Source organism: Calothrix sp. CCY 0018, from assembly GCF_963920925.1.
Lineage (GTDB): Bacteria > Cyanobacteriota > Cyanobacteriia > Cyanobacteriales > Nostocaceae > Rivularia.
In genome coordinates this window covers 1-25,854 of the sequence record NZ_CAWUDI010000012.1, presented here as the reverse complement: position 1 = coordinate 25,854, position 25,854 = coordinate 1, and the positions used below count along the sequence as shown (strand labels likewise).

7 protein-coding genes are annotated in these 25,854 nt (G+C 37.2%); 1 reads left to right on the top strand and 6 read right to left on the bottom strand.

Going from position 1 to position 25,854, the window contains the following annotated elements:
* Positions 1–16: 16 nt before the first annotated feature.
* From ACM03V_RS10770 to ACM03V_RS10745, 6 genes are all read right to left on the bottom strand, one after another.
* Positions 17–1,414 (bottom strand): condensation domain-containing protein, encoded by a 1,398-nt coding sequence (locus ACM03V_RS10770; protein ID WP_414620774.1) that lies wholly within the window; start codon positions 1,412–1,414, stop codon positions 17–19.
* A gap of 24 nt (positions 1,415–1,438) precedes the next feature.
* Positions 1,439–5,986, bottom strand: a complete 4,548-nt coding sequence (locus tag ACM03V_RS10765) for an amino acid adenylation domain-containing protein (RefSeq protein WP_414620773.1) — start codon at positions 5,984–5,986, stop codon at positions 1,439–1,441.
* Positions 5,987–6,050: 64 nt separating this feature from the next.
* Positions 6,051–11,615: an amino acid adenylation domain-containing protein gene (locus tag ACM03V_RS10760; protein ID WP_414620772.1), complete on the bottom strand. Its 5,565-nt coding sequence runs from the start codon at positions 11,613–11,615 to the stop codon at positions 6,051–6,053.
* A 286-nt stretch (positions 11,616–11,901) separates the two neighbouring features.
* Complete coding sequence (locus ACM03V_RS10755; RefSeq protein WP_414620771.1) at positions 11,902–17,862, bottom strand: SDR family NAD(P)-dependent oxidoreductase; 5,961 nt, start codon at positions 17,860–17,862, stop codon at positions 11,902–11,904.
* A 115-nt stretch (positions 17,863–17,977) separates the two neighbouring features.
* On the bottom strand, positions 17,978–18,841 hold the full coding sequence (locus ACM03V_RS10750; RefSeq protein WP_414620770.1) for a TauD/TfdA family dioxygenase: 864 nt from the start codon (positions 18,839–18,841) through the stop codon (positions 17,978–17,980).
* A gap of 45 nt (positions 18,842–18,886) precedes the next feature.
* Positions 18,887–24,265, bottom strand: coding sequence for an amino acid adenylation domain-containing protein (locus ACM03V_RS10745; protein ID WP_414620769.1), 5,379 nt, complete (start codon positions 24,263–24,265; stop codon positions 18,887–18,889).
* A gap of 1,297 nt (positions 24,266–25,562) precedes the next feature.
* On the opposite strand from ACM03V_RS10745, the gene ACM03V_RS10740 reads away from it, so the two are divergent.
* Positions 25,563–25,854, top strand: a 292-nt coding sequence (locus tag ACM03V_RS10740) for a hypothetical protein (protein ID WP_414620768.1), incomplete at its 3' end; no start/stop codon positions are given.

Sequence of the window (25,854 nt, the reverse complement as noted above, 5' to 3'; positions counted from 1 at the left end):
TATCTACTCAATGATTCTAAACAAAATCAAAATTATGTGACATTTCTTTTTCTAACATCAATAGTTGAGTATCGGGTTTTTGCTCTGTAAACAGCAATAAGTCCTTAAGGCATACTTCATGATTAGCCACCATACCTTCAAGCAATCTGTTTAGATGCTCCAATATATTATTAATTATTACAGTATCAATACGACTGAAATCGTAATTGATTCCAAGGGTCAAGGGAAATTCGGGAATTATGACCAAAGTTAAAGCATAGTTCGTTTTGTAAAAATTATTTGAATCCACAACCTGTAATATTCTGCTATGATTCTCTCGTAAATTCTCAGGTACTGGTAGATTTTCAAACACTACAATGCTATCAAATAAGGATATATTTCGAGGTACTTCACTCCACCCTTGAACATCTACTAAAGAACTATATTCATACTGCCGCATTTCAAGTAGTTGGGATTGAAGCTCTTTAAGCCAAGATAATAAATACTTTTCTGAATTTACTTTCACACGTACAGGTAAAGTATTGACTAACATCCCTACTATCGACTCTGACCCAACTAAGTCTACTGGACGACCAGAAACAGTACACCCGTACACTACTTCCTCGTAACCACTGTAGCGAGATAGAAGTATTGTCCAAGCTCCTTGAATAAGAGTGTTTATGGTTAGCTGGTGCTGGCGTGCAAAGGCATGAAGCTTAGATGTAGTTGCATCTGACAGAGTTATTTGCTCATCGTCATATTTTTCTTGTTGGTTTAGATTATCTGCCAATAGGTTGGTTAAGGGTGTTGGTGCTTTTACTCCTTTCAATTGTTTTCGCCAGAACATTTCAGCTTTGTTTACATCTTGCTGTTCAAACCAGTCGAGATACTTGCGGAAAGGAAAGCTAGGTTCTAGAAATACTTCTGTACCTTGAGAAAGGGCTTCATAAATTTGTACAACCTCACCAAGTATTAATGGTATTGACCACCCATCAGCTACGATAAAATGTCTGCTCCAGACAAATTCGTGTACATCTTTGCCAAGCTGAAAAAGAGTTAAGCGCATTAAGCTTGCTTGGGATAAGTCAAAGCCTTGTTGGCGATCACTTTTGAGAAAAGAATTTAATTTTCTCTGCTGTTCACCTGGATTTATGTCACTCCAATCGTATAACTCTAAAGGTACTTTGACCTGCTTGTATACAATTTGTAATGGTTGTTCTGCTTCTTCCCAATAAAAACCAGTACGCAGAATTGTGTGACGTTCTACCACTTTTTGCCAAGCACGCTTAAAAGCAGCAACGTTAAGTGAACCACGCAAGGTAAATGTGGTTTGGAAAATATACTGCCCAAATTCCGGCGCATATAAACTATGGAAGAGGATACCTTTTTGTACAGGTGTAAGATTGTAAATATCTTCAATATTTTCTGTTTGCATAGCAAATTTTCTCTCAAAATTTATTTACTGATTTTTTTTATGGTTGATTTTCGCTAAGAACGTATCCAGGTCTTTTTGACTCAAATGCGCTTTTGGAAAGTCAGAAGAAGTAAAACCTCCAGCAGCATTAGATTGGCAATGAGCAATTAGCAATCGTAATGTGTCTATAAATCTTTGAACAAGTTGTTCAATAGTGATCTTTTGATAAAACTGACCGTTGTATTTCCACTCTATTTGCAGTTTTTCCCCAAGTACAAAAGTGTTGATTTCCTGAAGATAAGGATGATTAATTTGAGAGTTGCTTTCTACCCTCAAGGTTTTAAACAAATGTGATTCAGAGGAAACTGCATCAAACGAATCTACGTATTTAAACTTCACCTCAGCTTGAGGAAGGGTTTGCAATTGCTTTTCTTGCTTTGTATATTTTAATAACCCATAACTGATACCTTGAGTAGGAATTCTCCGCATCTGCTCTTTTATAGCCTTAAGTGCTTCTGATGACTCAGTAATGCTTTCCAAACTCAGTATTACTGGAAAAATGCTCGTAAAACACCCTACAGTACTTGATAAGTCTACCTTGCTTTCAAATATTTCTCGTCCTTCTCCTTCTACATCTAGCATTATAGAATTACTTTTTGTCCACTGAGAATATGTCTGTACTAATGCTGTAACGAGAATTTCGTTAACTTTTGTTCGGTAAGCCTTGGGTATTTCTTGCGACAATGCTTTGGTCTCTTCAATAGTCAAAGAATCCACAACCTGACCAACTGAAGCAGCAGTTTTTACACCGTTATGATTGTCTACAGGTAGCTTTGATGGGTACTGATGGAAGAATATTTTTACCCAATAATCGCTTTCTTGCAAGAGGTTATTTGACTGTTCTAAAAGTTCAGTCCACTGTTTAAAAGAATTTGTTTTTAAAGGAAGCTTTACTGGTTGCTTTTGGCTGAGTTTTTGATAAATTTGCTGAAGGTCTTTCAACAAAATTCGCCAGGATATGCTATCCGCAACCAAATAATGAATCACCAAAACTAAACGCTGGGGCTGATTGTTGCCAAAATTTAATAAAGCTGCCCGTAACAACAAACCTTCTGCTAAATTTAAGCTAGTTTGTAGTTCACTTAAAATTGATTCTAAAGCGGTTTCTTGTTGTTCTGCAAGTTGACCAGATAAATCTATGTAGGAGAAAGATGCTGTTTTGACTGCATCTGTTACCGTGTTTGATTGCTGCCAAGCTGATTGTTGGGAATTGAATTGAAAACGCAAAGCTTCATGGTGCTGTAGCAAATACTGTACAGCTTCTTCAAATAAATCAGGTACAATTATTTTCTGTACTTCTAATACTAAAGTCTGGTTGCAATGCTGTGGTTTGGACAGATGCTCTTCAAAGAACCTGCGTTGCATTGGGGTCAAAGGAAGTAAGCCTGTCTCCGATTGAATATTCAAGTTTGTGTCTATAACAGCTGCCAAACTAGCAACCGTAGGATATTCAAAAATCTGCTTTGGTGTTACTTGTAAACCAACCTGATTAACTCTGGCGGCAATTTGAATAGTCATAATTGAATCGCCACCCAACTCAAATAAATTATCATTGATGCCGACTCGCTCGATTCGCAGTACCTGTGCCCAAATTTTGGCAATTGTTTCTTCAGCAGGTGTCCGGGGTTGCACGAAAGTCTGTGCTAACTCTGGTCTAACTTGCTCGGGATCTGGCAATGCTTGACGATCAACTTTACCATTGGGTGTTAGAGGCAAACTCTTCAGTTGCACGAAAGCCAAAGGTATCATATAGTCTGGCAGTTTTTGCTTGAGGAAGTCCCGGATATCGGTGGCTGTAAATGTATGCTGATGCGGTACAATATAAGCTATTAAACGCTTATTGCCCGAATCATCTTCTTGCGCTAGAACAACTGTTTCTCGGATCGTAGGGTGTTGTTGCAGTACCGACTCAACTTCACCTAATTCAATGCGAAAACCGCGAATCTTTACTTGATGGTCTATTCGTCCTAAGAACTCAATATTACCATCAGGAAGATAACGGGCTAAATCCCCTGTTTTATATAATCGTGATCCCACTTCATCGTTAAAGGGATTATCAACAAATTTTCGTTTTGTTAGTTCCACTTGGTTGAAATAACCTCGTGCTAAACTATTTCCCCCAATATGCAGCTCACCCGTAACACCAATTGGTACAGGTTGTAAATAATGGTCGAGAATATAAATTTGAATATTGCTGAGTGGGCGACCCAAAGGAACTATTTCAGATCGATCCTTGATTGCTTCACCATTAAGAGAATAGGTGAGGACACCTACAGTGGTTTCTGTGGGTCCGTAATGATTGAGGATTCGACAGTTTGGTGCGTACTTCTGAAGTGTTTCAACTAAATTCCAAGAAAGCGCCTCGCCACCGAGAATTAGGCACCTTTTTGGTAAAATCTTCTCTGGTTTTGAGGCAGTTAGCAAAGCATTTAAGTGAGAAGGTACAATTTTAAGGTAGTCAATTGGATGGTGATCGCAATAATCTAGTAAAGCTTCTGGATTTGTTGCTCGTTCATGGGAAATTACGTGCAGACATCCTCCCGTACAGAGGGCTGGGAAAATGACAGTGTTACCTAAATCTGCTGCAATAGTAGAAATCGTAGCAAAGTTAGCACTATCTACTGGCTTTAATTTATCTAAAATTCCATTTAGATAATTAAGAAGTTGTCGATGCTCAACCGCAACACCTTTTGGTTTACCTGTGGAACCAGAAGTAAACAACACATAGACGAGATCCTCGATTTTTGTAGTACAAATAGGATTTGTATCTGAGGATTGAGCAATAGTATCCCAATCTGTGTCTATACAAACTGCTTGGGCTACATCAATTGAGAAAGCGTTTGCCAACTGATGCTGTGTCAACAAAATTGGTGCTTGGACATTCTGTAATCTGAAGCACAAGCTTTCTTGTGGTAACATTGGGTCAAGCGGTAAATAAGCTCCTCCAGCCTTAAGAATGGCTAGAAGTCCAATAATCATTTCCAAAGAGCGCTCTACACATAAACCAACTACAACTCTTGGTTTTACTCCCAGTGTTTGTAAGTAATTAGCCAATTGATTGGCTTTGCAGTTCAGTTCGGCATAGGTTATTTTCTCATTTTCATATACAACAGCAATCCGATTAGGTGTTTTAGCGGCTTGCTCTGCAAATAGTTGGTGAATACATTTGGTTGATGTGTAATCAATACGTGTCTGGTTAAATCCGAAGACAAGTTGTTGGCGATCGCTTTGTGTGAGAATCTCTAATTGGGAGATTAATTTTTGCGGTTCTACAAGTGCATTGTTTAACAAAGTTTCAAACTGTGTGGCTAAACTTTGAATTGTCTCAGACGAAAAATAATTGACATCGTAATAAAATTCGGCAATTAAAGAGCTAACGCTCCAAATTAAACTTAGTTTAATTTTGAAAGGTTCAATACAGTTAACTAGTTTGTCAATAGCAAATGATATACCCGTATTAGAATATTTTTCTGGTAATTTATCACATTCAAAACCTACAGAAAAAGCGATAATTTCGTCTTCTTCTGTAATTTCAGAAACAAAATAATCTTGCCATTCAGCAGCATTTTCTAATGTTTGTGCTACTACTGTTAATAGCTCTAAAAAATTTAAATTAGGTGTAAATTTAGTTTTAATTGGTAGCCAGGTGGCTAATAAGCCAAGCACGTCATAAAGTTCTTCATAATCACGGCGCTCGCTTGCTGTACCGATAACAATTTCTGATTCTCCTGTTAATCGCCAAACCAGTATTTTCCAACAGGCTAATAAAATGACATCAGGGGTTTGATCGTACTTTTGAGCGAAATTGTTAATTTTATTAAGTAATTCTTGACCAATAACTAATTTATAACTATCAGTGACAAATTCTTGATTATTTCTTAGTTTTTCTAACGGTAATTTTAATGTGGATAGAGAGCTAATTTTTTGTTGCTGCCAATATTCTTCAGCTGAGGAAGCATCTTCATCATCCAGTAGTTGATTCTGCCATTCAGAAAATTGCACATACTGTACATATTCTTTGCTAAATGCCTTACCTTTACTACATTGAGCATAAGCTTGGCTAATTTGATTAACTAAATTTTTGATTGTTCTAGTATCAGCACATAATGTAGGTAAGGAAATAATTAAAATATGCTGACTCTCTGAAAGCTTAATTAAATATAAATAAAGTAGTGATTCTTGGGATAGATTTTGATATTCCTGTCTTGCTTGCCAGAATAATTCTTGAACTTTATTAGAAATATTTTTCTCAGAAAAAGCACTTAAATCTAAATATTCCCAATTAAACGAATTTCTATCTTCAACTACCATCACTGGAGTTTTTACTCCAGGTGGACGATAAAAATTGGTTTTGAGTATGTCGTGATGATTAACAACTTGTTCAGTAGCTATTCGTAGTATTTCCGGCTGAAGATTTCCCTCAATCAAAATACTTGATTGCGAACAAAAAGCAGAACCATTTTTTTTATGTAAATGCCACAGTCTTTTTTGCTGAGGTGCAAGTTGAAAACCGCTAATTGCTTGAGTTTTCATATTTATTAAGGATTATTGTACGCAGAGTATATTTTTTCGGGATTTGCTAAAAAAGTTAGTACATTTAGCAAATATTAATATTTTTACTATTTATTATTTCTCCCATTGAGACAACTATTTTACGTTGTCCTGTATAGGGCTTTCTGCCGTGAGCAGCCAGCATATTATCTAACATAATTACATCATTCTGTTGCCAAGGAAAGCTAGTTTTTGATTGCTGATATACTGCATTGATTTCGGCAATTTCTTCTTCTGCAATTACTGTACCATCTCCAAAGTAAACGTTACGAGGTAACTTTGACTCCCCAAACATGGATACTAATGATTCTCGTACTTCTATATCCAAATAGGAGATGTGGTGCAATTGAATTTGGTTGAAAAATACAGATTCGCAAGTTCTAGGATGTACTGCTAAGGCTGGACGAATTTGTCGAGTAACTAATCCATTATTACTATACCATTCAAATTCAATTCCTGCTTGGCGACAGTAATTTTCTACTTCGCTTTTATCTGTGGTTTTAAAGAAGTTCTGCCAACTAACATCTAATTTTTCCGCGTAATTCCTCACGTACATTAGCTGTTTGGTAGCTAGTTTTTCTCGTAATTGAGGACTTAGTAGTTGATAAGCTTTTCGACAGTCTATAATTGGAGTTTCTCCACCCTTAGTGGCAGGTTGAACGCAGTAAAACCAAATTTTTAAGGGAAAACAATGTAAATGGGAACTTTCATTGTGGAAAAGTATAGCTTTATCTGCTGGGTAAGGTGTAGAGCCATAAACTTTACCACCTTCACCGATACGGGGTAAATCCCCATATTCAGCAAATAAATTAGGACAAATAGCTTGGGCGAAATTTTCAAATTCTAATACTGATTTGATGTTAAAGCCTCTAAATAAAATCGCTCCATGTTTTAATAATCGTTTTTCAAGATATTCTCGGTTATTTTCGGACCAAGATATTGAGTCAAACTCTGCACTATTAGGCTGAATTACGAGAGGAAATTTTTGTTCATCTGTTAGATAACTTGTTTTAATCAGTTTATCTAATGACAAATTAACAGCTTTAGGAGCAATACTCATAAATTTTTGTCTTTTAGCTGCTTTACGTTTCTGCTGTTGCATAGTTTGTTGGGCTTTTTCTGCTTCCGTGAACATTTCCAATGTATTGATGTGGGTTTGAGGTTGGCTAATAATGCTATTGATTAATGTTTTCCAGTGATTCGTTAAACAAGTGATAATATCGGCTGTAAATAAATCGGCATTGTATTGCCATTCACCTTTTATACCTTGCTCGGTTTCTTCAAGAAATAGAGCTAAATCAAATCTGGCTATTTTACTTTCTACTTCTATTGGTTCTAAAATAAGTCCTGGTAATTCTAAGGCTGAAGTCGGTGTATTTTGTAAGACAAATAACACCTGGAATAATGGAACCGTGTTGCTTAAGTGACGCTCAGGTTGTAATTCTCTAACTAACTCGTCAAAGGGTAAATCTTGATAAGCATAAGCTGATAATGTCTGTGTACGAACTCGTTGTAATAACTCTAAGAAGGTGGGATTTCCGCTTAAGTCAGTGCGTAAGACTAACAAGTTAACAAAGAATCCTATTAATTGTTCAACTTCTGCTTGATTCCGGTTCGCAACATCTGTTCCAACAACAATATCATCTTGATTACTGTAGCGTTGTAATAAGATTTTAAAACTCGCTAGCAGTGTCATGAATAAAGTTACACCTGCTTGTTGGGAAAGCGATCGCACTTCCCGCCTCACCTCAGTAGGTATTAAGAATGTGTGACTAGCACCCCGGTTAGTTTTTACTTTTGGACGGGGATAAACTGTAGGTAGCTGCAATACAGGTAGATTTGTTAATTGCTGCTTCCAGTAAGTAAGCAAACTTTCTAACCTTTCACCTTGTAAATCTTGACGTTGACAAACTGCAAAGTCTGCATATTGAATAGATAATTCTGAGAGTGGGGAAGCTTTCTGGGTAGAAAAGGCTTCATATAATGCTGCTAACTCATTAATTAATACACTGATTGACCAACCATCAAAAACTATATGGTGGATAGTAAACAGTAAAATATGTTCTTCTTCACCCAGTTGCAAGAGAGTGCATCTAAGTAAGGGAGCTTGGTTAAAATCAAAGGGACGTTGAAATTCCTCTGCACTCAAACTGTTAATTTCCGCTTCTCGTTCGACTTCCGTCAAATTGCGTAAGTTCACTACAGGTATTTTCATCTGCACACGGGGAATAATTACTTGTAGAGGTTGTCCATCAACTAAAACAAAAGTAGTACGTAAAGCCTCGTGACGATGAATAATTTGGTTAATGCTTTCTTCTAAGACCTTTACATTTAAATTACCCGTAAGGCGAATCATTGCGGGCATATTATAAATATAGCTACCAGGGTTTAGCTGTTCTAGTAACCATAACCTGGCTTGAGCAAAGGATAGAGGTAAATTGCCATCACGAGGGACAGGCATAATTGCAGAAATACCCTTGGTGCTTACTTGCTGAATCTCTTTAGCTAGTTGTGCGATGTTTGGGAATTTAAATAGATGGTGAAGTGATATATCCACCTCCAAGGTTTTACGAATACGCGAAACAACTTGAGTTGCTAATAAAGAATGTCCCCCTAATTCAAAGAAGTTGTCGTAAATACCAACTTGGGAAACGCCCAGGACTTGAGTCCAAATTCCGGCTAATACTTCTTCTACTGGATTACGGGGAGCAACAAAAGTAGTTTCTAATTCCCAGTTACTATCTTTCAATAAAGGTAATGCCTTACGATCAACCTTACCATTAGGTGTTAATAGTAGCGCTTCTAATGTTACAAAAGCTGCTGGTACCATGTAGTTCGGTAACTTTGACTCTAAAAATTTACGTAGTTCAGGAATTGTCAGTGTTTGTTCTTTATGAGCAACTACATAGGCGACTATTTGTTGAGAATGTACTGAGTCTTCCCTTACTACAACTACGGTTTCTCGTACTGCTGGGTATTGGCTGATTACTGCTTCAATTTCTCCCAATTCAATGCGGAAGCCACGTACTTTTACTTGGTTATCAATCCGACCAATGTACTCTATATCTCCACTCGGCAGATAACGTGCTAAATCCCCCGTTTTATACAGACGTGTTGTTTCTGTACTAAAGGGATTAGGGATAAATCTTTCTGCACTCAAGTCAGGACGGTGGAAATAACCTCGTGCAAGTCCTTGTCCACCGATACACAACTCACCCGCTACACCCACAGGAACTAATTGACTGTATTGGTCTAGGATGTAAAGTTGTGTGTTCGCAATCGGATGACTAATTGGTATTATCTTACTATCAGTTTTGAGTTGGTATGCAGCTGACCAAATAGTAGTTTCCGTCGGACCGTACATATTCCACAGACAACCACACCGCTCTAATAGTTGACTAGCTAAATGTTTAGGCAAAGCTTCGCCACCACAGAGAATTTTTAATTGACGATTACCATCCCAGCTTGCTGCCAAAAGTAGCTGCCATGTTGCTGGTGTTGCTTGCATAACTGTAGCTTTTGAATTTATCAGTTTTGCTGACAACTGGGTTCCATCCGAGATAATTTCCCGACTGGCAACTACTAAGCGAGCGCCTACTATGATTGGCAGAAATAGTTCTAATGCCGCAATATCAAACGAATAAGTAGTTACTGCTAACAAGGTGTCATCAGATGTTAATCCTGGGGCTTCCTTCATAGAATACAGAAAGTTGCTCAAAGCGCTGTGGGGAATTTGTACCCCTTTGGGTTTGCCCGTGGAACCTGAAGTATAGATGGTATAAGCTAGGTTATCAGTAGTTAGTTCAGAACATAAATTTTTCTGGCTGTGCTGTGCTATTAGATGCCAATCAGTATTTAAACAAACAACTTGAGCTTTATGTTGCGGTATTGTTTCTAGAAGCGACGCTTGAGTTAGCAATACTGACGCTTGAGTATCTTCTAGTATAAATTGTAATCTTTCTAAGGGATAGTTGGGGTCTAAGGGTACATATGCACTACCAGTTTTGAGAATGGCTAATAGTCCGATTACCATATCAAGCGAGCGTTCTACACAAATCCCCACCAATACCTCTGGTTTTACTCCTAGCGATCGCAAATAGTGCGCTAGTTGATTTGCTCTAGCGTTTAGTTCCTCATAGGTTAACTGTTGATTTTCAAATACTATTGCAACAGCATCTGGCGTTTTCTCTACCTGTGCTTCAAATAATTCATGGATACATTGAAGTTGAGGATACTCAACTTCTGTATTATTCCACTCCCGCAGCAATTGATGCTGCTCAAATTCCGTTAATAATGGTAATTCTGACAAACGCTGTTGTGGATTTGCTACCATACCTAATAACAAGGTCTTTAAATGCCCTAACATTTGAGCAATTTTAACATTCTCAAAGCGATGGGAATCGTAAAAAATCTCAACCGATAATTCTCTATCTACTTGTACTGAAACATTAAGTGGATAGTGAGGATGAATAAAACTATTAATATTAAATATTTTGAGATTATCTGTTAGTTGTTGTATGGAAGAATTTATAGGGTAATTCTGAAAATTAAATATAGTTTCAAATAAAAGCTGCCTAGCAGAAATTTCACTCCACTTTTGGATTTCTATTAGTGGAGTATGTTCGTATTGACGCACCTCATTTTGCTGTGTCTGTAATTGCTTGAGCCAAGGTATGAGAAATTCTTGAGGATTAAAGTTTACTCTGACTGGTAAAGTGTTGATAAACACCCCTACCATGGATTCTACACCTGCTAATGTGGTTGGACGACCAGATACAACTCCTCCAAAAACAATATTGTTTTCACCACTATAACGACTTAGAATAATTGTCCATGCTCCCTGCAATATAGTATTGAGTGTAAGTTGCTGTTGCCGAGCTAAAGACTGCAATGCGGCTGTTTCTGTATTTGATAAGCGCAATATCTGTGAAGCATAATTTTTATTTTCGACAACTTGATTGCTAAAATTCTGGTCTATCCCCAAAGAAGTGACTGTTGTAAAACCTTTAAGATATTGCCGCCAAAAAGTCTCTGCTTTCGACAAATCTTGCTTTTGTATCCAAGCTATATAGTCTCGATAAGGACGTTTTTTTTGCAACTGTACATCTTTACCTTGGGTTAATACTTGATAATATTTAAATACTTCTTGAAGTAGTAAGGAAGAAGACCAACCGTCTAATAGTAAGTGATGATGACTCCAAACGAATTTGTAGTGCTTTTCAGCTAACTGGAGTAACGTTAAGCGCATTAGTGGAGCTTGAGAAATTTCAAAATCTTGTTCTCTTTCTAGTATCAAACAAGTTTCAATGCGCTCTTGCTGTTCAATCAATTTTAATCCTGACAAATCTTGTTGCTGCCAAGGTAGTTTAACTTTTTTATGCACTACTTGCACAGATTCTTTTATTCCTTCCCAAATAAAAGAGGTTCGTAAAATCGGGTGTACTTCAAGTAATTGCTGCCATGCTTGTTGAAATAGAGAGATATTTAAATCTCCCTGAATATCAAAACTTAGCTGTTCAACATAGACTCCCGATTCCGGTGCATAAAGAGTGTGGAAGAGTATGCCCTGCTGCATAGGTGATAGTGGATAAAATTCCTCAATATTCTTCATAGTTTTAAAAATCTTTAGATTTTGTTGATGCTTGTCAGAGAGTGCTTTTAATGCGGACTTCCTTTAAAGTTATTTTGTTTACAATATCTATTCCATAAACCATACTCTTAGAAAAATATTGCTTCCACATTCTTAAGGAGTCACCACCAGAATTCGGGTCATTATATCCTCCTATACCAATTTATAAAATTTTTAGTTTCTTATTTTGGAAAAAGAGATTTGGTTTGTTTTAACTAGCATTGTAATTATTCCAGTGTAATAGTGCGATTTGTAAGTTCATAATTATTTAACTTTTGGTTTGATTAATCGCTGCCATAATGTCGTCAATATCGTCTTGGCTCCATTGACTAGATTCAAATTCAGCAAAATCTGAAGGTGTGTAGTTTGGTACTGAAGAAGACTGAGTACTAGTAAATAGAGAAAGTAAAGCTGCCAGAAAATCTTGAGCTAATTTTTCGATTGTTTCTCGACGATGTACATTTTGGCTGTAAATCCAGTCAACTTTTAGTTGCTTTTGGACTATCAAGGCATTAATTTCTATGAGATGACTGCGTTGTCCACGTAAACTACGGGATAAACCGTTAGATTTTGGCGATAACTTAAACAAAGAAGATTCAGGTACAGTTTGCTCGTAGTTGCCAAGGTAAAGGAAAAGTACCTCCGCAGGTTGTAGCGATCGCAATTTTTCTGTAATTATTTCATCTTTACTAAGGTAGCGCAAAACTCCATAACCTAAACCCTGATTTGGAAAACTACGTAGTTGTTCTTTTACCTGTTTTAAAATTTCTCCTGTTTGTTTGGCTTCATCAATCTCCAAAAACAAAGGGGCAATATTAGTAAACCAGCCCACTGTACGCGATAAATCAATATCATCGAAAATAACATCCCTGCCATTCCCCTCTAAATCTATCAATAATGATTCCTTAGCAGTCCATTTACTAAATGCTTGACCTAAAGTAGCAAGCAATACATCCTCTAAGTGGACTCGATAAGTTGCAGCAATTTCTTCTTGTAGTATTTGTGTTTGTTCCGTACTCAAGGTAACAGAAACAGTCTCAGCAGATGCCACAGTATTACTACCATCTGGATAATCTACTGGCAGTGGTAATACCCAATCACGCTCAGTTGCTAACCAATAAACCTGTTCTCTTTCTAACTCTATTGACTGAGCGTACTTAGCTAACCGCAAAGCCCACTGTTTGAATGAAGTTGTCTTCGGCTGTAGTTTGATAGCTGTTGTTTGGCTTAGTTGTTGGTATGCAGCTTCTAAATCTTCTAGCAAAATTCGCCAAGAACCAATATCAATCGCTAAATGATGAATAGCCAGTAACAAACGGCTTGATTGCTGCGTACCAAAATCAAAGTAGGCAACTCGCACAATCGGACCAACTCTTAGATTTAGACTAGCTTGTATCTGTGCAGCAGATGCATCAAACGCCTGTTCTTGCTGCTGCGGTGACAGTCCTGATAAATCTATCTTTATAAACGGTACAATCTTCTCCAGATTAGCATTTACTTGTTCCCATCCCGATGCTTCCTCTCGAAAACGCAAACGCAAAGCGTCATGATGTATCAACAAATGTTGAATTACCTGTTCTAAAATGAACGGGTCGAGGGATTGTTGCATCTCTAAAACTACTGTTTGATTCCAGTGATTTGCATCTAGTAAATTTTGCTCAAAAAACCAGTGTTGAATTGGTGTTAAAGGTAGTTCTCCTTGTACTAATCCCTGTTCGCTTAAAACCGTTTGTGTTTTTGTAGCTATTTTTGCTAACTCTACAACAGTTGGGTATTCAAATAAATGTTGATTTGTAAACCGTAAACCTGCTTTATTAGCTCTAGCAGTAATTTGGATACTCAAAAGAGAATCGCCACCTAATTCTAAAAAGTTATCTTCAATACCTACTTGTTCAATCCCTAGAATTTCTTGCCAGATATTAGCTATGCTTTGTTCTGTCTCATTTGTGGGAGCAATATAGTTATTCTGTAGGTATGGTCTCGAATGTAATGCTGTTGAATTACTTTGATGGACAATTTCGGAAGGCTTAATCCACTGTTCGATTCTGGCTTGTAAATCAGTTGTTGAGACAACTATGTGATTTACTTTATTTAAAGATAATACACGTCGAAATATCTCAATACCTTCTTGGCTGGTCATGAAAAGTTCAGTGGAAATTTCTGGTTTTGTCGCTAATTCTATAGTCAATTGTTTAGTTAACCAGTTATCCCAGTTTACAGCCATCCAAGGTATAGAATTAATTTGGTTATGTTTATAAATAAAGGCATCTGTAAAAGTATGGGCTGCTGGATAAGCTGCCATACCTAATGCACCTAAAATAGATGACAACGAAGATATTAAAACACAGAAATCTAACTCAATTCCTTGCAATATTTTTTCTAAAACAAATAGCCCATGCCCATTAGCTCTCAATTGTTGTTCGCATTCGTTTCTATTTATCTCTTCAATTGTTTTAAATAACTTTATCCCAGCAGCATGAATAACACCATGTATCTGACCAAAGCGGGCTACGCTTTGAGTAATCACAGCTTGCATTTGGGTTTCGTTATCGACATCAGCACTCAGGGGAAGAATTTCTGCTCCCAGTTGCTCTAAATCCTGTATTTTCCGTATTTTCTGGCTGACTTTATCTTCTTGTTCATGAGTTATCAGCCATTGCTCCCACTCATCTACTGTAGGTAAAGCCGAGGTGCTTACTAATATCAGTTTTGCTTTGACTGTCTGAGCTAAGTATTCAGCCAGTTCCAAACCAATACCCCCTAGACCTCCAGTAATTAAATATACTCCTTCTTGCCGCAACTTGGGCATATCCGGAATATCATCTACAGTGAGAGGTTCATAAGTTTGTACCCAGCAATGATGTCCACGGTAGGCAATTTCCGAGTGAGACGGCTTACTGTTCAATTCTGCTACAAGTTGTTCTATAAGTTGATTTTCTGCAACAGTTCCAGCTACGGGTAAGACAATATCAATGCTGCGACAGGAAATATTTGCATACTCTTGGGGAATTGTTTTACACATTCCCAAAATAGTTGCTTTTTCTGGACTTAATCCCTCTAAAGCTGTGACATCATATAGATTGTTGCTAACAACTAAGATATCTATAGGTTGAGTAATATTTTGTTTACTCAAAGATTGTGCTAAATACAACAGGCTGTAAAAACCCCAATTTTGACATTTCTCAAAAAACTCGATTCCTGATGTTGTTTTCTCTGATGATGTGATATTCCAGAAATGAGCAATCGCATCTGGGATTTGACCTAAATTATGCAATTGAGCAATTAGAGCATCATAATCATCAGGACAGTTGTGGTTGATGCTATATTCACCTGCACTCAGTTCGCTAAAATGCTCTCCTGGGTAGACGATAATTACATTACTATCATCATCCCGCAAACGTTTAGCTAGTTGTGTTCCTACTTGATAACTATCAGCAAATATTAATACCTGTTCTTTTGATTTGAAAGTTTGCGGTGTAACTGCTTGCTTCCAAATTGGCGTATAAAACCAGTCTGCTATATTGGACTTTTTCTGGTTAGTAACAAAAGAATCACTAAATTTTATTTGAGGTTCTATCCAATAACGCTGACGTTCAAAAGGATAGGTAGGTAATGGAACATGGTGACGTTGTTCCGTAGCATAAAAACTAGACCAATCGACAGAAACCCCTTTCAGCCATAGACGACCAAGTGTATTCAGTAAAAATGCTATATCCGCTTGTTCTTCCTTGGGATGTCGTAATGAAGACAGCATTACTTGCTCACTTACTTGTTGGGAAGACTGCTGTTTGAACAAAGTAGATAAAGTTCTCCCTGGTCCAACTTCTAGTAAAATTTGCTGCGGCTGTTGTATTAGTACAGACACACCATCAGCAAACCTTACTGTTTCCCGTAAATGTCTTGCCCAGTAAGTTGCTTCTGTAGCAGCTTCTGCCGATATCCAGGTACCAGTAAGATTGGAAATATAAGGAATTTGTGGAGGACTTAGGCTAATTTTTCTAACTTCATCTGTAAATTTCTGTAAAATGGGTTCCATCATTTGGGAATGGAAAGCATGAGAGGTATGCAACCGACGGAATTTTACCTCTTGAGTAACTAAATATTCAGCCAGCACGTCTATGGCTTTATCAGTTCCTGAAACTACACAGGAAGAAGGTGTATTTTTAGTAGCTAAAGATAAATCTTCATTGAGCAGAGGTAAAATATCGGCTTCTGGTAGAGGAATAGACAGCATACTTCCTCTTGGTAATTCCTGCATTAATCGTCCCCGAATGGCGACTAGATTTAATGCATCTTCTAAAGTCATGACACCAGCTATGCAAGCCGCGACATATTCCCCAATACTATGACCAATCATGGCTTCTGGAACAATACCCCAAGACATCCACAACTGAGCTAAAGCATACTCAATTACAAATAATGCTGGTTGAGTTATATAAGTTTGTTTAAGTTGTTCTTGTGCAGCTTTCTCTTCAGATTCGCAAGGATATATAACTGTAAGCAAATCTAAACCCAAGACAGGTTCTAATATTAAACAACAACGGTCTACGTATTTACGGAATACTCGTTCGGTTTCATAAAGTTGTTTACCCATATTGACATACTGACTGCCTTGTCCAGGAAACATAAAAGTAATTGGACAGTCGTATGATTCTTGATAATTAGTAAAAACCTTTTGAGGAGAGGGATTTTGTAATATGCTGACGGCTTCTGGTATATCCTGACACACTAAGATACGACGATGATTAAATCCTCTACGTCCTACTTGCAGTGTATAAGCAGCATCCGCTAGATTTAAATTGGGATAGTCTATAAGATGTTGAGCCAAATTATAACTAGCGGTGTTTAATGCTGTCTCGGTTTTGGCAGAAATTACCAATAATTGCCAAGGGCGACTAGGAGCAGAATCGGATAGTGCAGGAGATTCTTCTAGAATTAAGTGGGCATTGGTTCCCCCCATCCCTAAAGAACTGATACCAGCACGACGGGGAAATGATTCAGTTTTCCATTCTGTGAGTTCTGTATTTACATAAAAAGGACTATTGGCAAAATCAATTTCAGGGTTGGGTTGTTCAAAATTCAGACTTGGTGGTATTTTTTGATGTTTTAAGGCTAAAGCTGTTTTAATTACACCTGTAACTCCAGCAGCAGCATCAAGATGACCGATATTTGTTTTAACAGAACCAATTGCACAGAATTCTTTTTTCTGGGTACTAGCACGAAAAACTTTAGTTAAGGCAGCTATTTCAATGGGATCGCCTAAACTTGTACCAGTTCCATGAGCCTCAATATAGCTGATAGATTCAGGTTTAACTCCTGATAGCATAATTGCTTCTGCAATCGCTTCTGCTTGTCCGTCAACACTAGGCGCTGTATAACCAACTTTGAGCGAACCATCGTTGTTAACTGCCCAACCTTTTATTACTGCATATATATGATCCCCATCTGCTATTGCATCTTCTAGTCGCTTGAGCAGAACAACTCCCACACCATTCCCAACAGTTGTTCCTTGCGCTTTGGCATCAAAAGCACGGCAATGTCCATCAGGAGATAAAGTCCCTCCTGGTTGGTACAAATAACCTGTTTTATGAGGGACTCGAACTGAAACTCCTCCAGCCAAAGCCATATCACATTGATAATTGATTAAACTTTGGCAAGCAAGCGTGATTGATACTAATGAGGTAGAACAAGCGGTTTGAACGGTAATACTTGGTCCAGTTAAATTTAATTTATAAGAAACACGGGTATTCAGAAAATCTTTGTCATTACCAATTAATTTTTGATAGGACTGTGCAGAACCAACCCGGTCACTATTTAAATCAAAAGATAAATAATTATTTAAACTAGCACCAGCATACACTCCTATGCGACTTTTATATCTATTGGAATCATAACCAGCATCTTCCACAGCTTGCCAAGCAGATTCTAAAAATAGACGGTGTTGTGGGTCGGTAATCTCAGCTTCTTTAGGGTTAAAATCAAAAAATCCAGCATCAAATAAATCTATATCTTCTAAAATACCGCTTATTTTAACATAGTTACTATCATATAAACAACTTGAATCAACACCTGCTGATAATAATTCTTCATCTGTAAGCTGAGAAACTGACTCAATTCCAGCTTGTAAATTTTGCCAAAATTCTGTGATATTTTTGGCTCCAGGAAAACGTCCTGATATACCTATAATGGCTATTCCTTCCATTAAGACTTCAGATTCTATGCTATCCATTTTTTTCAATTATTATCTTAGCTAGGTTAGATTAAATTCAACAACATTGAATTATGTTATGCAATAAAACTCCACTATTTTCTGTCTCGCATAAAGTAGCAACTTTTTACTTCAATTACTTAAGATAACTAAGCAGAGAATAAATTCGTCGGTTTCTATCACTAAACGAGCGACGACCATGTAAAAATCTAGAATTATCAATCATGACTAAATCTCCTGGTTGCCAAGAAATTACTTCTGTACAACTATTCATTACTTGGTTAATTTGATTGATAACTGTTGACGCAATAGATGAACCATCTTCAAAAGTTACATTCCCTCTAGGATTTTTGTATTCGGCAATTAAACTATTAGCAAATGCATTTTGATGACCATATTTAGTCTTAACTACAGCCGAGCAAACATATTCAATTGAAACAGATTGGTCTTGATTAATTTTGTAACTTAATCCAGAAATATCATTAAGCATCCGCTTGACATCAGCTATAGTAGAACCAACTCCTAGAAAACGTTTCCAATCAGCAGGTGGAAATTTTTGTAAAAATTTGATTTTCCTAGTAATAAATAACTCTCGCAATTCCTCACCCAATTGTTCCCATACTCGCACTCCATCCCAAAATAAAGTTTCACCACTTTGGGCTGCTGGTACACCGCAACAAAACCAGATTACATCGGGACGAAACGGAGAGTTAGCATTTTCGCAATGAGGGCTAACATAATGCATTCCTGGATCTACTAAAGTGACGAATTTATTACGCGAATCAACTATGGGTCTATCTTTATCTAAGACAAATTTTGAACTAAATTGTTCGGCAAATTCTTTCATTTTGTCATAATCAACACCAAAATCTCTAAACAATAATACACCGAATCTTTTAAATAAATTTAATTGTTCTTGAATCGGTAATTCCAAGATTGACTTAGATTCTTTGTTGATAATTACTTTGGCACTAGTAGTTAGCGAAGAAGCGGTTTTCATAATTATAACCTAGATTATCTTTGTAGTTCAATTGTCGATATCTGATTAATTATTTATGTTTTTACCTCGTTTAATCAAGTTTTTACGTCTATTTACAGATGCTATTTGTTTTTGAACTCTATTATTTATAGATTCAAAATTAGACCCTGCTTGTGAAGTTTTCTTTATGTAGTTAGTCAAAGACTTAATAGTGGGGTTTTGAAATATTTCTACAACAGAAATGTCGTAGTGCAAATCTTCCCGTAATTTATTGTTAACCTGAGCTATTAATATTGAATTACCACCTAAATCAAAAAAGTTATCATTTACACCTACTCGTTCTAAACGCAATATCTCTTGCCAAATTTGTGCTATCGCTCTTTCTACCTCAGAGTTTGGTGCTTCATAAGCCTTTTCTAAATCACGGCGCTGATTATCAGGTGCTGGTAAAGCACGACGGTCTATTTTCCCGTTAGATGTCAAAGGTAAAGCATCTAACACAACAAAGGTAGAAGGAAGCATATATTCGGGTACTTTGTGTTTAATAAATCCCCGTAATTCCTCTAGAGAAGGCGTAGCATTCTTGTCAGCAACCAGATATGCAATTAAGCGGCAGTCATTCGGTATATCTTCTCTAGCTACTACTACCGTTTTTCGTACCTGCGGATGTTGTTCTAATAAAGCTTCAATTTCTCCTAGTTCAACACGATTTCCACGAATTTTTACTTGATAATCTATTCTGCCTAAAAATTCAATGTTTCCATCTTCGCGATACCGTGCTAAATCTCCTGTTTTGTAAAGGCGTGCGTCTAAACTGAGATTTTGACTTGGAGAATTCCTATTTAATTGTAAACCATTAAATGGACTAGGGATAAACTTTTCTTCAGTTAATTCTGGTTTATTCAAATAACCTCGTGCTAATCCCGTTCCACCAATATGTAATTCTCCGGGAACTCCTATAGGAACAGGCTGTAAGTGTTTATCTAAGATAAATATCTGTGTATTAGCAATTGGACGACCAATAGGAACAATTTTTTCATTCGGATTACAGCACCACGCTGTCACATCAATAGACGCTTCCGTTGGTCCATAAAGGTTATGTAATTGAGCATCAAAACTCTTGAAAAATCGTTGTTGTAATTCAAAAGATAAAGCTTCACCACTACAAATTACACGCTTGATACTTTTACAGTTTTGATGCTGTGGTTCCTCTAAAAAAACTTGCAGCATAGAAGGAACAAAATGAAGTGTAGTTATTTTGTGTTGTGATATAAGTTCTGCTATATACCCCGCATCTTGATGACCTCCTGGTTTCGCTACAACTAAAGCTGCACCTGCCAATAATGTCCAGAAAAATTCCCATACCGATACGTCGAAACTAAAAGGAGTCTTTTGTAAAACTCGGTCTGATGATGTTAATTGATAAGCACCTTGCATCCACAGCAAGCGATTACACGCACCCTGATGAGTATTCATTACTCCCTTGGGTTTACCCGTGGAACCAGATGTATAAATTACATAGGCTAAATTTTCTGATTTTACATCGCTGACTGGATTTTGAGAACTGTAATTTATATATATTGAACCTTCGGTATCTATACATACTAATTGTGCTTGATGTAGTGGCAGTTGATTTTCTAAATGCGGTTGCGTTAACAATACTGATACTTGAGCATCTGCCAGCATGAAATTTAACCGTTCTTGAGGATATGCTGGATCTAGCGGTAAATATGCACCACCTGCTTTCAAAATAGCCATTAAGCCCACAAGCATTTCAATGGAGCGTTCCATACAAATACCAACAATTGTGTCTGATTTGACACCTTGTTGCAGCAAGTAATAGGCTAGCTGATTTGCTCGACTGTTTAACTCCTGGTAGGTTAATTGTTGGTCTTCAAATATTACAGCGATATTTGAGGGTATTTTCTCTACTTGTTCCTCAAATAACTGATGAATACATTTATCTTGAGGATAATCTTTTTTAGTATCATTCCACTCAACTAATAACTGTTGTACTTCAGGTTGCGTTAACAATTGTAATTTTGAAATATTTTGTTCGGGATCGTTAACTATGCTTGACAGTAAAGTCTGGAAATGTCCCAGCATTCGGTTAATTGTGTTTGCATTAAATAAATCCGTATTGTACTCGCAAGTTGCAACTAACCCTTGCTGGGAGTCCTCCATAAACAATGTTAAATCAAACTTGGATGTACCGTTATGACCCTCTTCATAACTAACTGATATCTCAGGTAAATCTAAATTCGGTATTGGAACATTTTGCAGAACAAACATCACCTGAAATAGTGGATTGTAACTCAGGTCTCTATTTGGCTGTAATTCCTCTACTAACTTTTCAAAAGGTAAGTCTTGGTGAACATAAGCCTCTAAAGCAGTTGATTTTACCCGTGTTAATAACTCTTGAAAACTAAGCTCGTCAGATAACTCTGTACGCAGTACTAAAACGTTGACAAAAAATCCGATTAATTGCTCAATTTCTGCTCTACTACGATTAGCAATTGGCGAACCGACAATAATATCAGTCTGACCTGTATAGCGGTACAGCAAGATTTTGAAGGCTGTAAGCAAGGTCATAAACAGAGTTACTCCCTGCTGACGGTTCAAATCCTTTAGTTCTTTTCTCAGAGTTTGGGGGAGAACTAATTGACCTTTCGCACCTTTAAAAGTTTGAACTGGTGGACGTGGACAGTCAGTTGGTAAATTTAGTACACTCAGTTCACCCTGCAATTTTTGTTTCCAATAGGTTAATAATGGTTGACTGCGTTCTCCATCAATAGATTTTTGTTGCCAATTGAGAAAATCTTTATATTTTATGGGTAATTCCGGAAGTTGGGGAAGTTCGTTTTGAAAATATGCATCATATAGCCCAACTAGTTCTTTGATAAAAATGCTGATAGACCAACCATCTGCAATTATATGATGCAGAACAACAATTAAATGATAATTTTTGTCACTTATTTGTAAAAATTTTGCACGAATTAGCGATTTAGAAGATAAATCAAAAGGCTGTTGTGCTAACTCTGTAGTTAAACGGTGTGCTACGCTATTACGTTCGCTTTCTGGTAATGAGCGTAAATCTTCAGCAGCTAAAGTTAAGGGTACAGCTTGATTGATAACTTGAACGGGTTGTCCATCTCTTAATGTAAAGCTTGTACGTAATACTTCGTGTCGTCTGACAATTTCGTTTAAACATTCTTGTAAGATTGCTTGATTAACAGAACCTTTTAAATTAATAACTATAGGAATGTTATATGTAGATGTATCGGGACTCAGCTGATGTATAAACCACAATCCCTGTTGGGCAAAAGATAGAGGATAATAAGATGTATTTGTATTTTTGTCTTGCTGGGTAAGGGATATTAATGGGAGTCCATCTGTAGTCATCTGAGCCAGTATCTTAGTGACGAGCGATCGCGTACTCATTCCTTCAAAGAAATCAGCTACGGATACCTCTACTTCTAAGTCAAGCTCAACCCGGTTTTTCAATTCAAATACTTTGAGAGAATCAAGTCCAAGAGTAGTTAATGGTTCTTCCGGGTTGATATCCGAAGGTGCGACACTTAAAACTCTTGCTTCTTGTTCTATCAGATATGTTTCTAAAACTGCTTGACATTGCCTTGGAGAAAGCGCTAATAGTTCAGAACGCTCAAATCTAGTTTCTTTTCTTGCGATATCACTAATTTTGAGAATATTGCTCTCAATTACACACAAGGTACCATTCTCAAACTGAGCGCGAGTTGTACGTCGTTGAATCTTACCACTGGAAGTTTTGGGGATACTACCTGGTTTAATTAAAACAACTGCATAAACTTGTATTTCATGTTCTTCACTAATGGCTTGACGAATTGCATTCGCTACTTCTGTCGTATCCGGTTTAGCACGAAACTCTAATTCTTGCACCACTACTAGTTTGTCTTCGTTATTAACTAAAACCGTAAATGCTGCACTCGCACCGGCACGCAACGAAGGATGACTGCGCTCTGCGGTTAATTCTATATCCTGCGGGTAAAGATTGCGACCTCTAATTATAATTAAATCTTTGGCTCTACCTGTAATGAACAGTTCTCCAGAGTGCAAAAAACCTAAATCCCCAGTCCGTAGAAACGGTTCTTCTCCTGTATCTGATAAACAAGCATCGAATGTCTCCTTGGTATCTTGTTCGCGATTCCAATACCCTTGACCAACACTCGGTCCTGATACCCAAATTTCCCCGATTTCCGAGGCTTGACAACTTTTGAGTGTTTCTGGATTCGCAATTACTACTTTCTGTTGTGGTATAGCTCGTCCGGAACTTACAAAATTGTAACCCTCATTATCAACAGATGATTCAACGACTCGATTAGATTCTAATCCAGATTTTCGCACTGCTTTCACCATAGGTGATGTAGCCTTATCTACACCGGAAACCATCAGGGTAGTTTCAGCCATTCCGTAACAAGGGTAAAAAGCCTCTATACGGAAACCACACTCTGCAAAAGCCTCTGCAAATCGCTTTAAAGTTTCATACCTAACGGGTTCCGCACCATTAAATGCTACATCCCAACTACTCAAATCAAGAGTCGCTTTTTGTTCTGGAGTAATTTTTTGCACACATAAGTCATAGGCAAAATTCGGTCCCCCACTTGTTGTTCCTTTATACTTCGAGATAGCCTGTAACCAACGGTAAGGACGTTGAAGAAATGATGTGGGAGGCATAATAAAGCAGGGAAAACCCCCATACAAAGGCTGCAAAATACCGCCAATTAGACCCATATCATGGTACATCGGCAGCCACGTCACGAACTTACTTTCTGCTGAATGCCCCATGAATTGGTAAGTTGTTTGAGCATTGTGCAGTAAGTTTCTATGACTAATCATTACGCCTTTGGGTGTCCCTGTGGAACCAGAAGTATATTGCAGAAAAGCTAAGGTATCTCTATTAATAGAGAGTTCTTTCCAACTAACTTCTGTTCCTGGCGCAATATTATCGGTAGCCAGCCACTGCAAAGATTTTAAGTCAGTCTTCTCTGTCATTAAAGACTGCACTGTAAACAATTTTTCCGTTGTCGTCAGAGCGATCGCCGCTTGTGCATCATTAGAAATCGCTTTGATTCTTGGTGTATTGCGCTTATTTCGTGGAGGGTATGCAGTTACAGCTACAACCCCCGCATACAAGCAACCGAAAAAAGCAATTAGAAAATCTAGCCCCGCAGGATAAAGTAGTAAAGCGCGCTCTCCAGCCAAACCTTGTGCTTGCAACTGAGCCGCGATTCGACGCGCACGTCTATCTAACTCCTGATATGTTAGTGTTGTTTCTTCGGTTTCACCATCTAATAGAAAGGTGAAAGCATTTCCTAAAGGCTGCTTGGAACTTCTTAGACGCAGCAGTTCAACAACTGTAGAGCAGTTGCGAGCGTCTTCTTCAGAACAAGAAGAATGTTGATTCATTTTTTTGACCGCTAGATGCACCCGTGATAATTTTCTTACTCTTACTTTACTTTGATAATAGAAAAATAAATAGTAAGTAAACCTTTAACTCCCGAACAATATTTCAATATGTTTATCTGTAAGCGAATACCTTCTTACTAGACTTAAATTTTAGGTAAACACCTAGAATACTAAAATGTTGCAAATCGTATTAAAAACTGGTATGATTAACAAACTTAACTTTTCGGTTTAGTCTAAGCATTGTTAATATTGGCTTAAAAAAACTTAAATAATGTCCCGACAATCAAAAAAGTACGCCGCCAAAGATATATTTATCTTAAAATGGCTGAAATGTGGAGCATTCATATCACTCATCTCCTATAACTAATACTTCCTGTTTGTAAGATATATCAGTCTCAAAATATTAAGTATAGTAGTTAGCAAAACCAAAACCTTTTAGTCAAGTTAAACAACATATAAATGATTTAACTTTAAGTCTCGACCATTAAGTTTAATTTCAGCTAAGTACCAGCGACTCTTAGATAACAGTACTGAAAACTTACCTTCGTCCATTAACTCAATTTTATCGCAGCTAAATTTCTTAGCCACCATTACATTAACGAAAATTAGTAGTATTAGCAACAGTTGGAACATCATGATTCATTATCAAATCATTTAGATTTATCAATCTTGGTTATTGCAACATTTTGTCTATCTTCCGGAAGATGAAATATATGCATTTCTTCTATAGTTGCCAAATGATATAGGGTAAAAGGCTTTTATAAATAATCGAATCGGGGATATTTAGATTTAGTTTATATGCGGCGTGAAGCGGTGAATTTAATTAGTATCACAGTATCTAGGTATGTGTCAAGTAAAGACCTGGCCTAGGAATTACTGTTGATTGGTATCTACTAATTGAGATAAACGATTAACTATCCTATGTATTGATATACTATCAGGAATAAGGTAGTTTTGCTGAAAATTGCGTAGGAAATAAGAAGCGATACTTGATATCTTACATCTTATGACTACACAAGATTTACTAAATATCCGGAACTTCACAGAATCTTCATAAAAAGCACTTTTACAAACTTAAATTTATAGTAAAATTCACGTAAGTCACTATTTGAGATATATTCGCAATAATTATGAATATAAGTTAATCTCAGTTTATGAGTCTTGTAACTTGAAATCACTTTTCTCAAGTTTTTTTTGTAAAAGAATCACTCCGTATCGCTTGCGTATTCAATCAAATGCGCTGGCTCGATTTTGGTTGCCTTCCGAAATATAACACCAACATAAAGGAAAATTAACAATGGTACAAGTTAGCCTTTCTACTTCTACGAACTACGATGACGAACGTAATGCGCTCGTTGAAGAACTGGGGACGGCTTTGACGGTTAGCTTCTCGTTGGATGAACCTGCACCCGAAGGTGGTTTGAAGGTTTATGTTGATAGCGATGTCGAACAAATTGTCAATCGTCTCAATTTACCTGGGTTTGGCGGTAATCCAATCGTTGAAAATATCAACCCCTCGTTGGTTGGCACTAATTTTGATAATTCTGGCTTTTTCGTCACTATTGATGAAGGAAGCACGAATGCCAGCT

Bases quoted from the DNA above. Each gene is read 5' to 3' on its own strand.
- ACM03V_RS10750 (WP_414620770.1), bottom strand. From the start codon at position 18,841: ATGAAAACCGCTTCTTCGCTAACTACTAGTGCCAAAGTAATTATCAAC.
- ACM03V_RS10765 (WP_414620773.1), bottom strand. From the start codon at position 5,986: ATGAAAACTCAAGCAATTAGCGGTTTTCAACTTGCACCTCAGCAAAAA.
- ACM03V_RS10760 (WP_414620772.1), bottom strand. From the start codon at position 11,615: ATGAAGAATATTGAGGAATTTTATCCACTATCACCTATGCAGCAGGGC.
- ACM03V_RS10755 (WP_414620771.1), bottom strand. From the start codon at position 17,862: ATGGATAGCATAGAATCTGAAGTCTTAATGGAAGGAATAGCCATTATA.
- ACM03V_RS10770 (WP_414620774.1), bottom strand. From the start codon at position 1,414: ATGCAAACAGAAAATATTGAAGATATTTACAATCTTACACCTGTACAA.
- ACM03V_RS10745 (WP_414620769.1), bottom strand. From the start codon at position 24,265: ATGAATCAACATTCTTCTTGTTCTGAAGAAGACGCTCGCAACTGCTCT.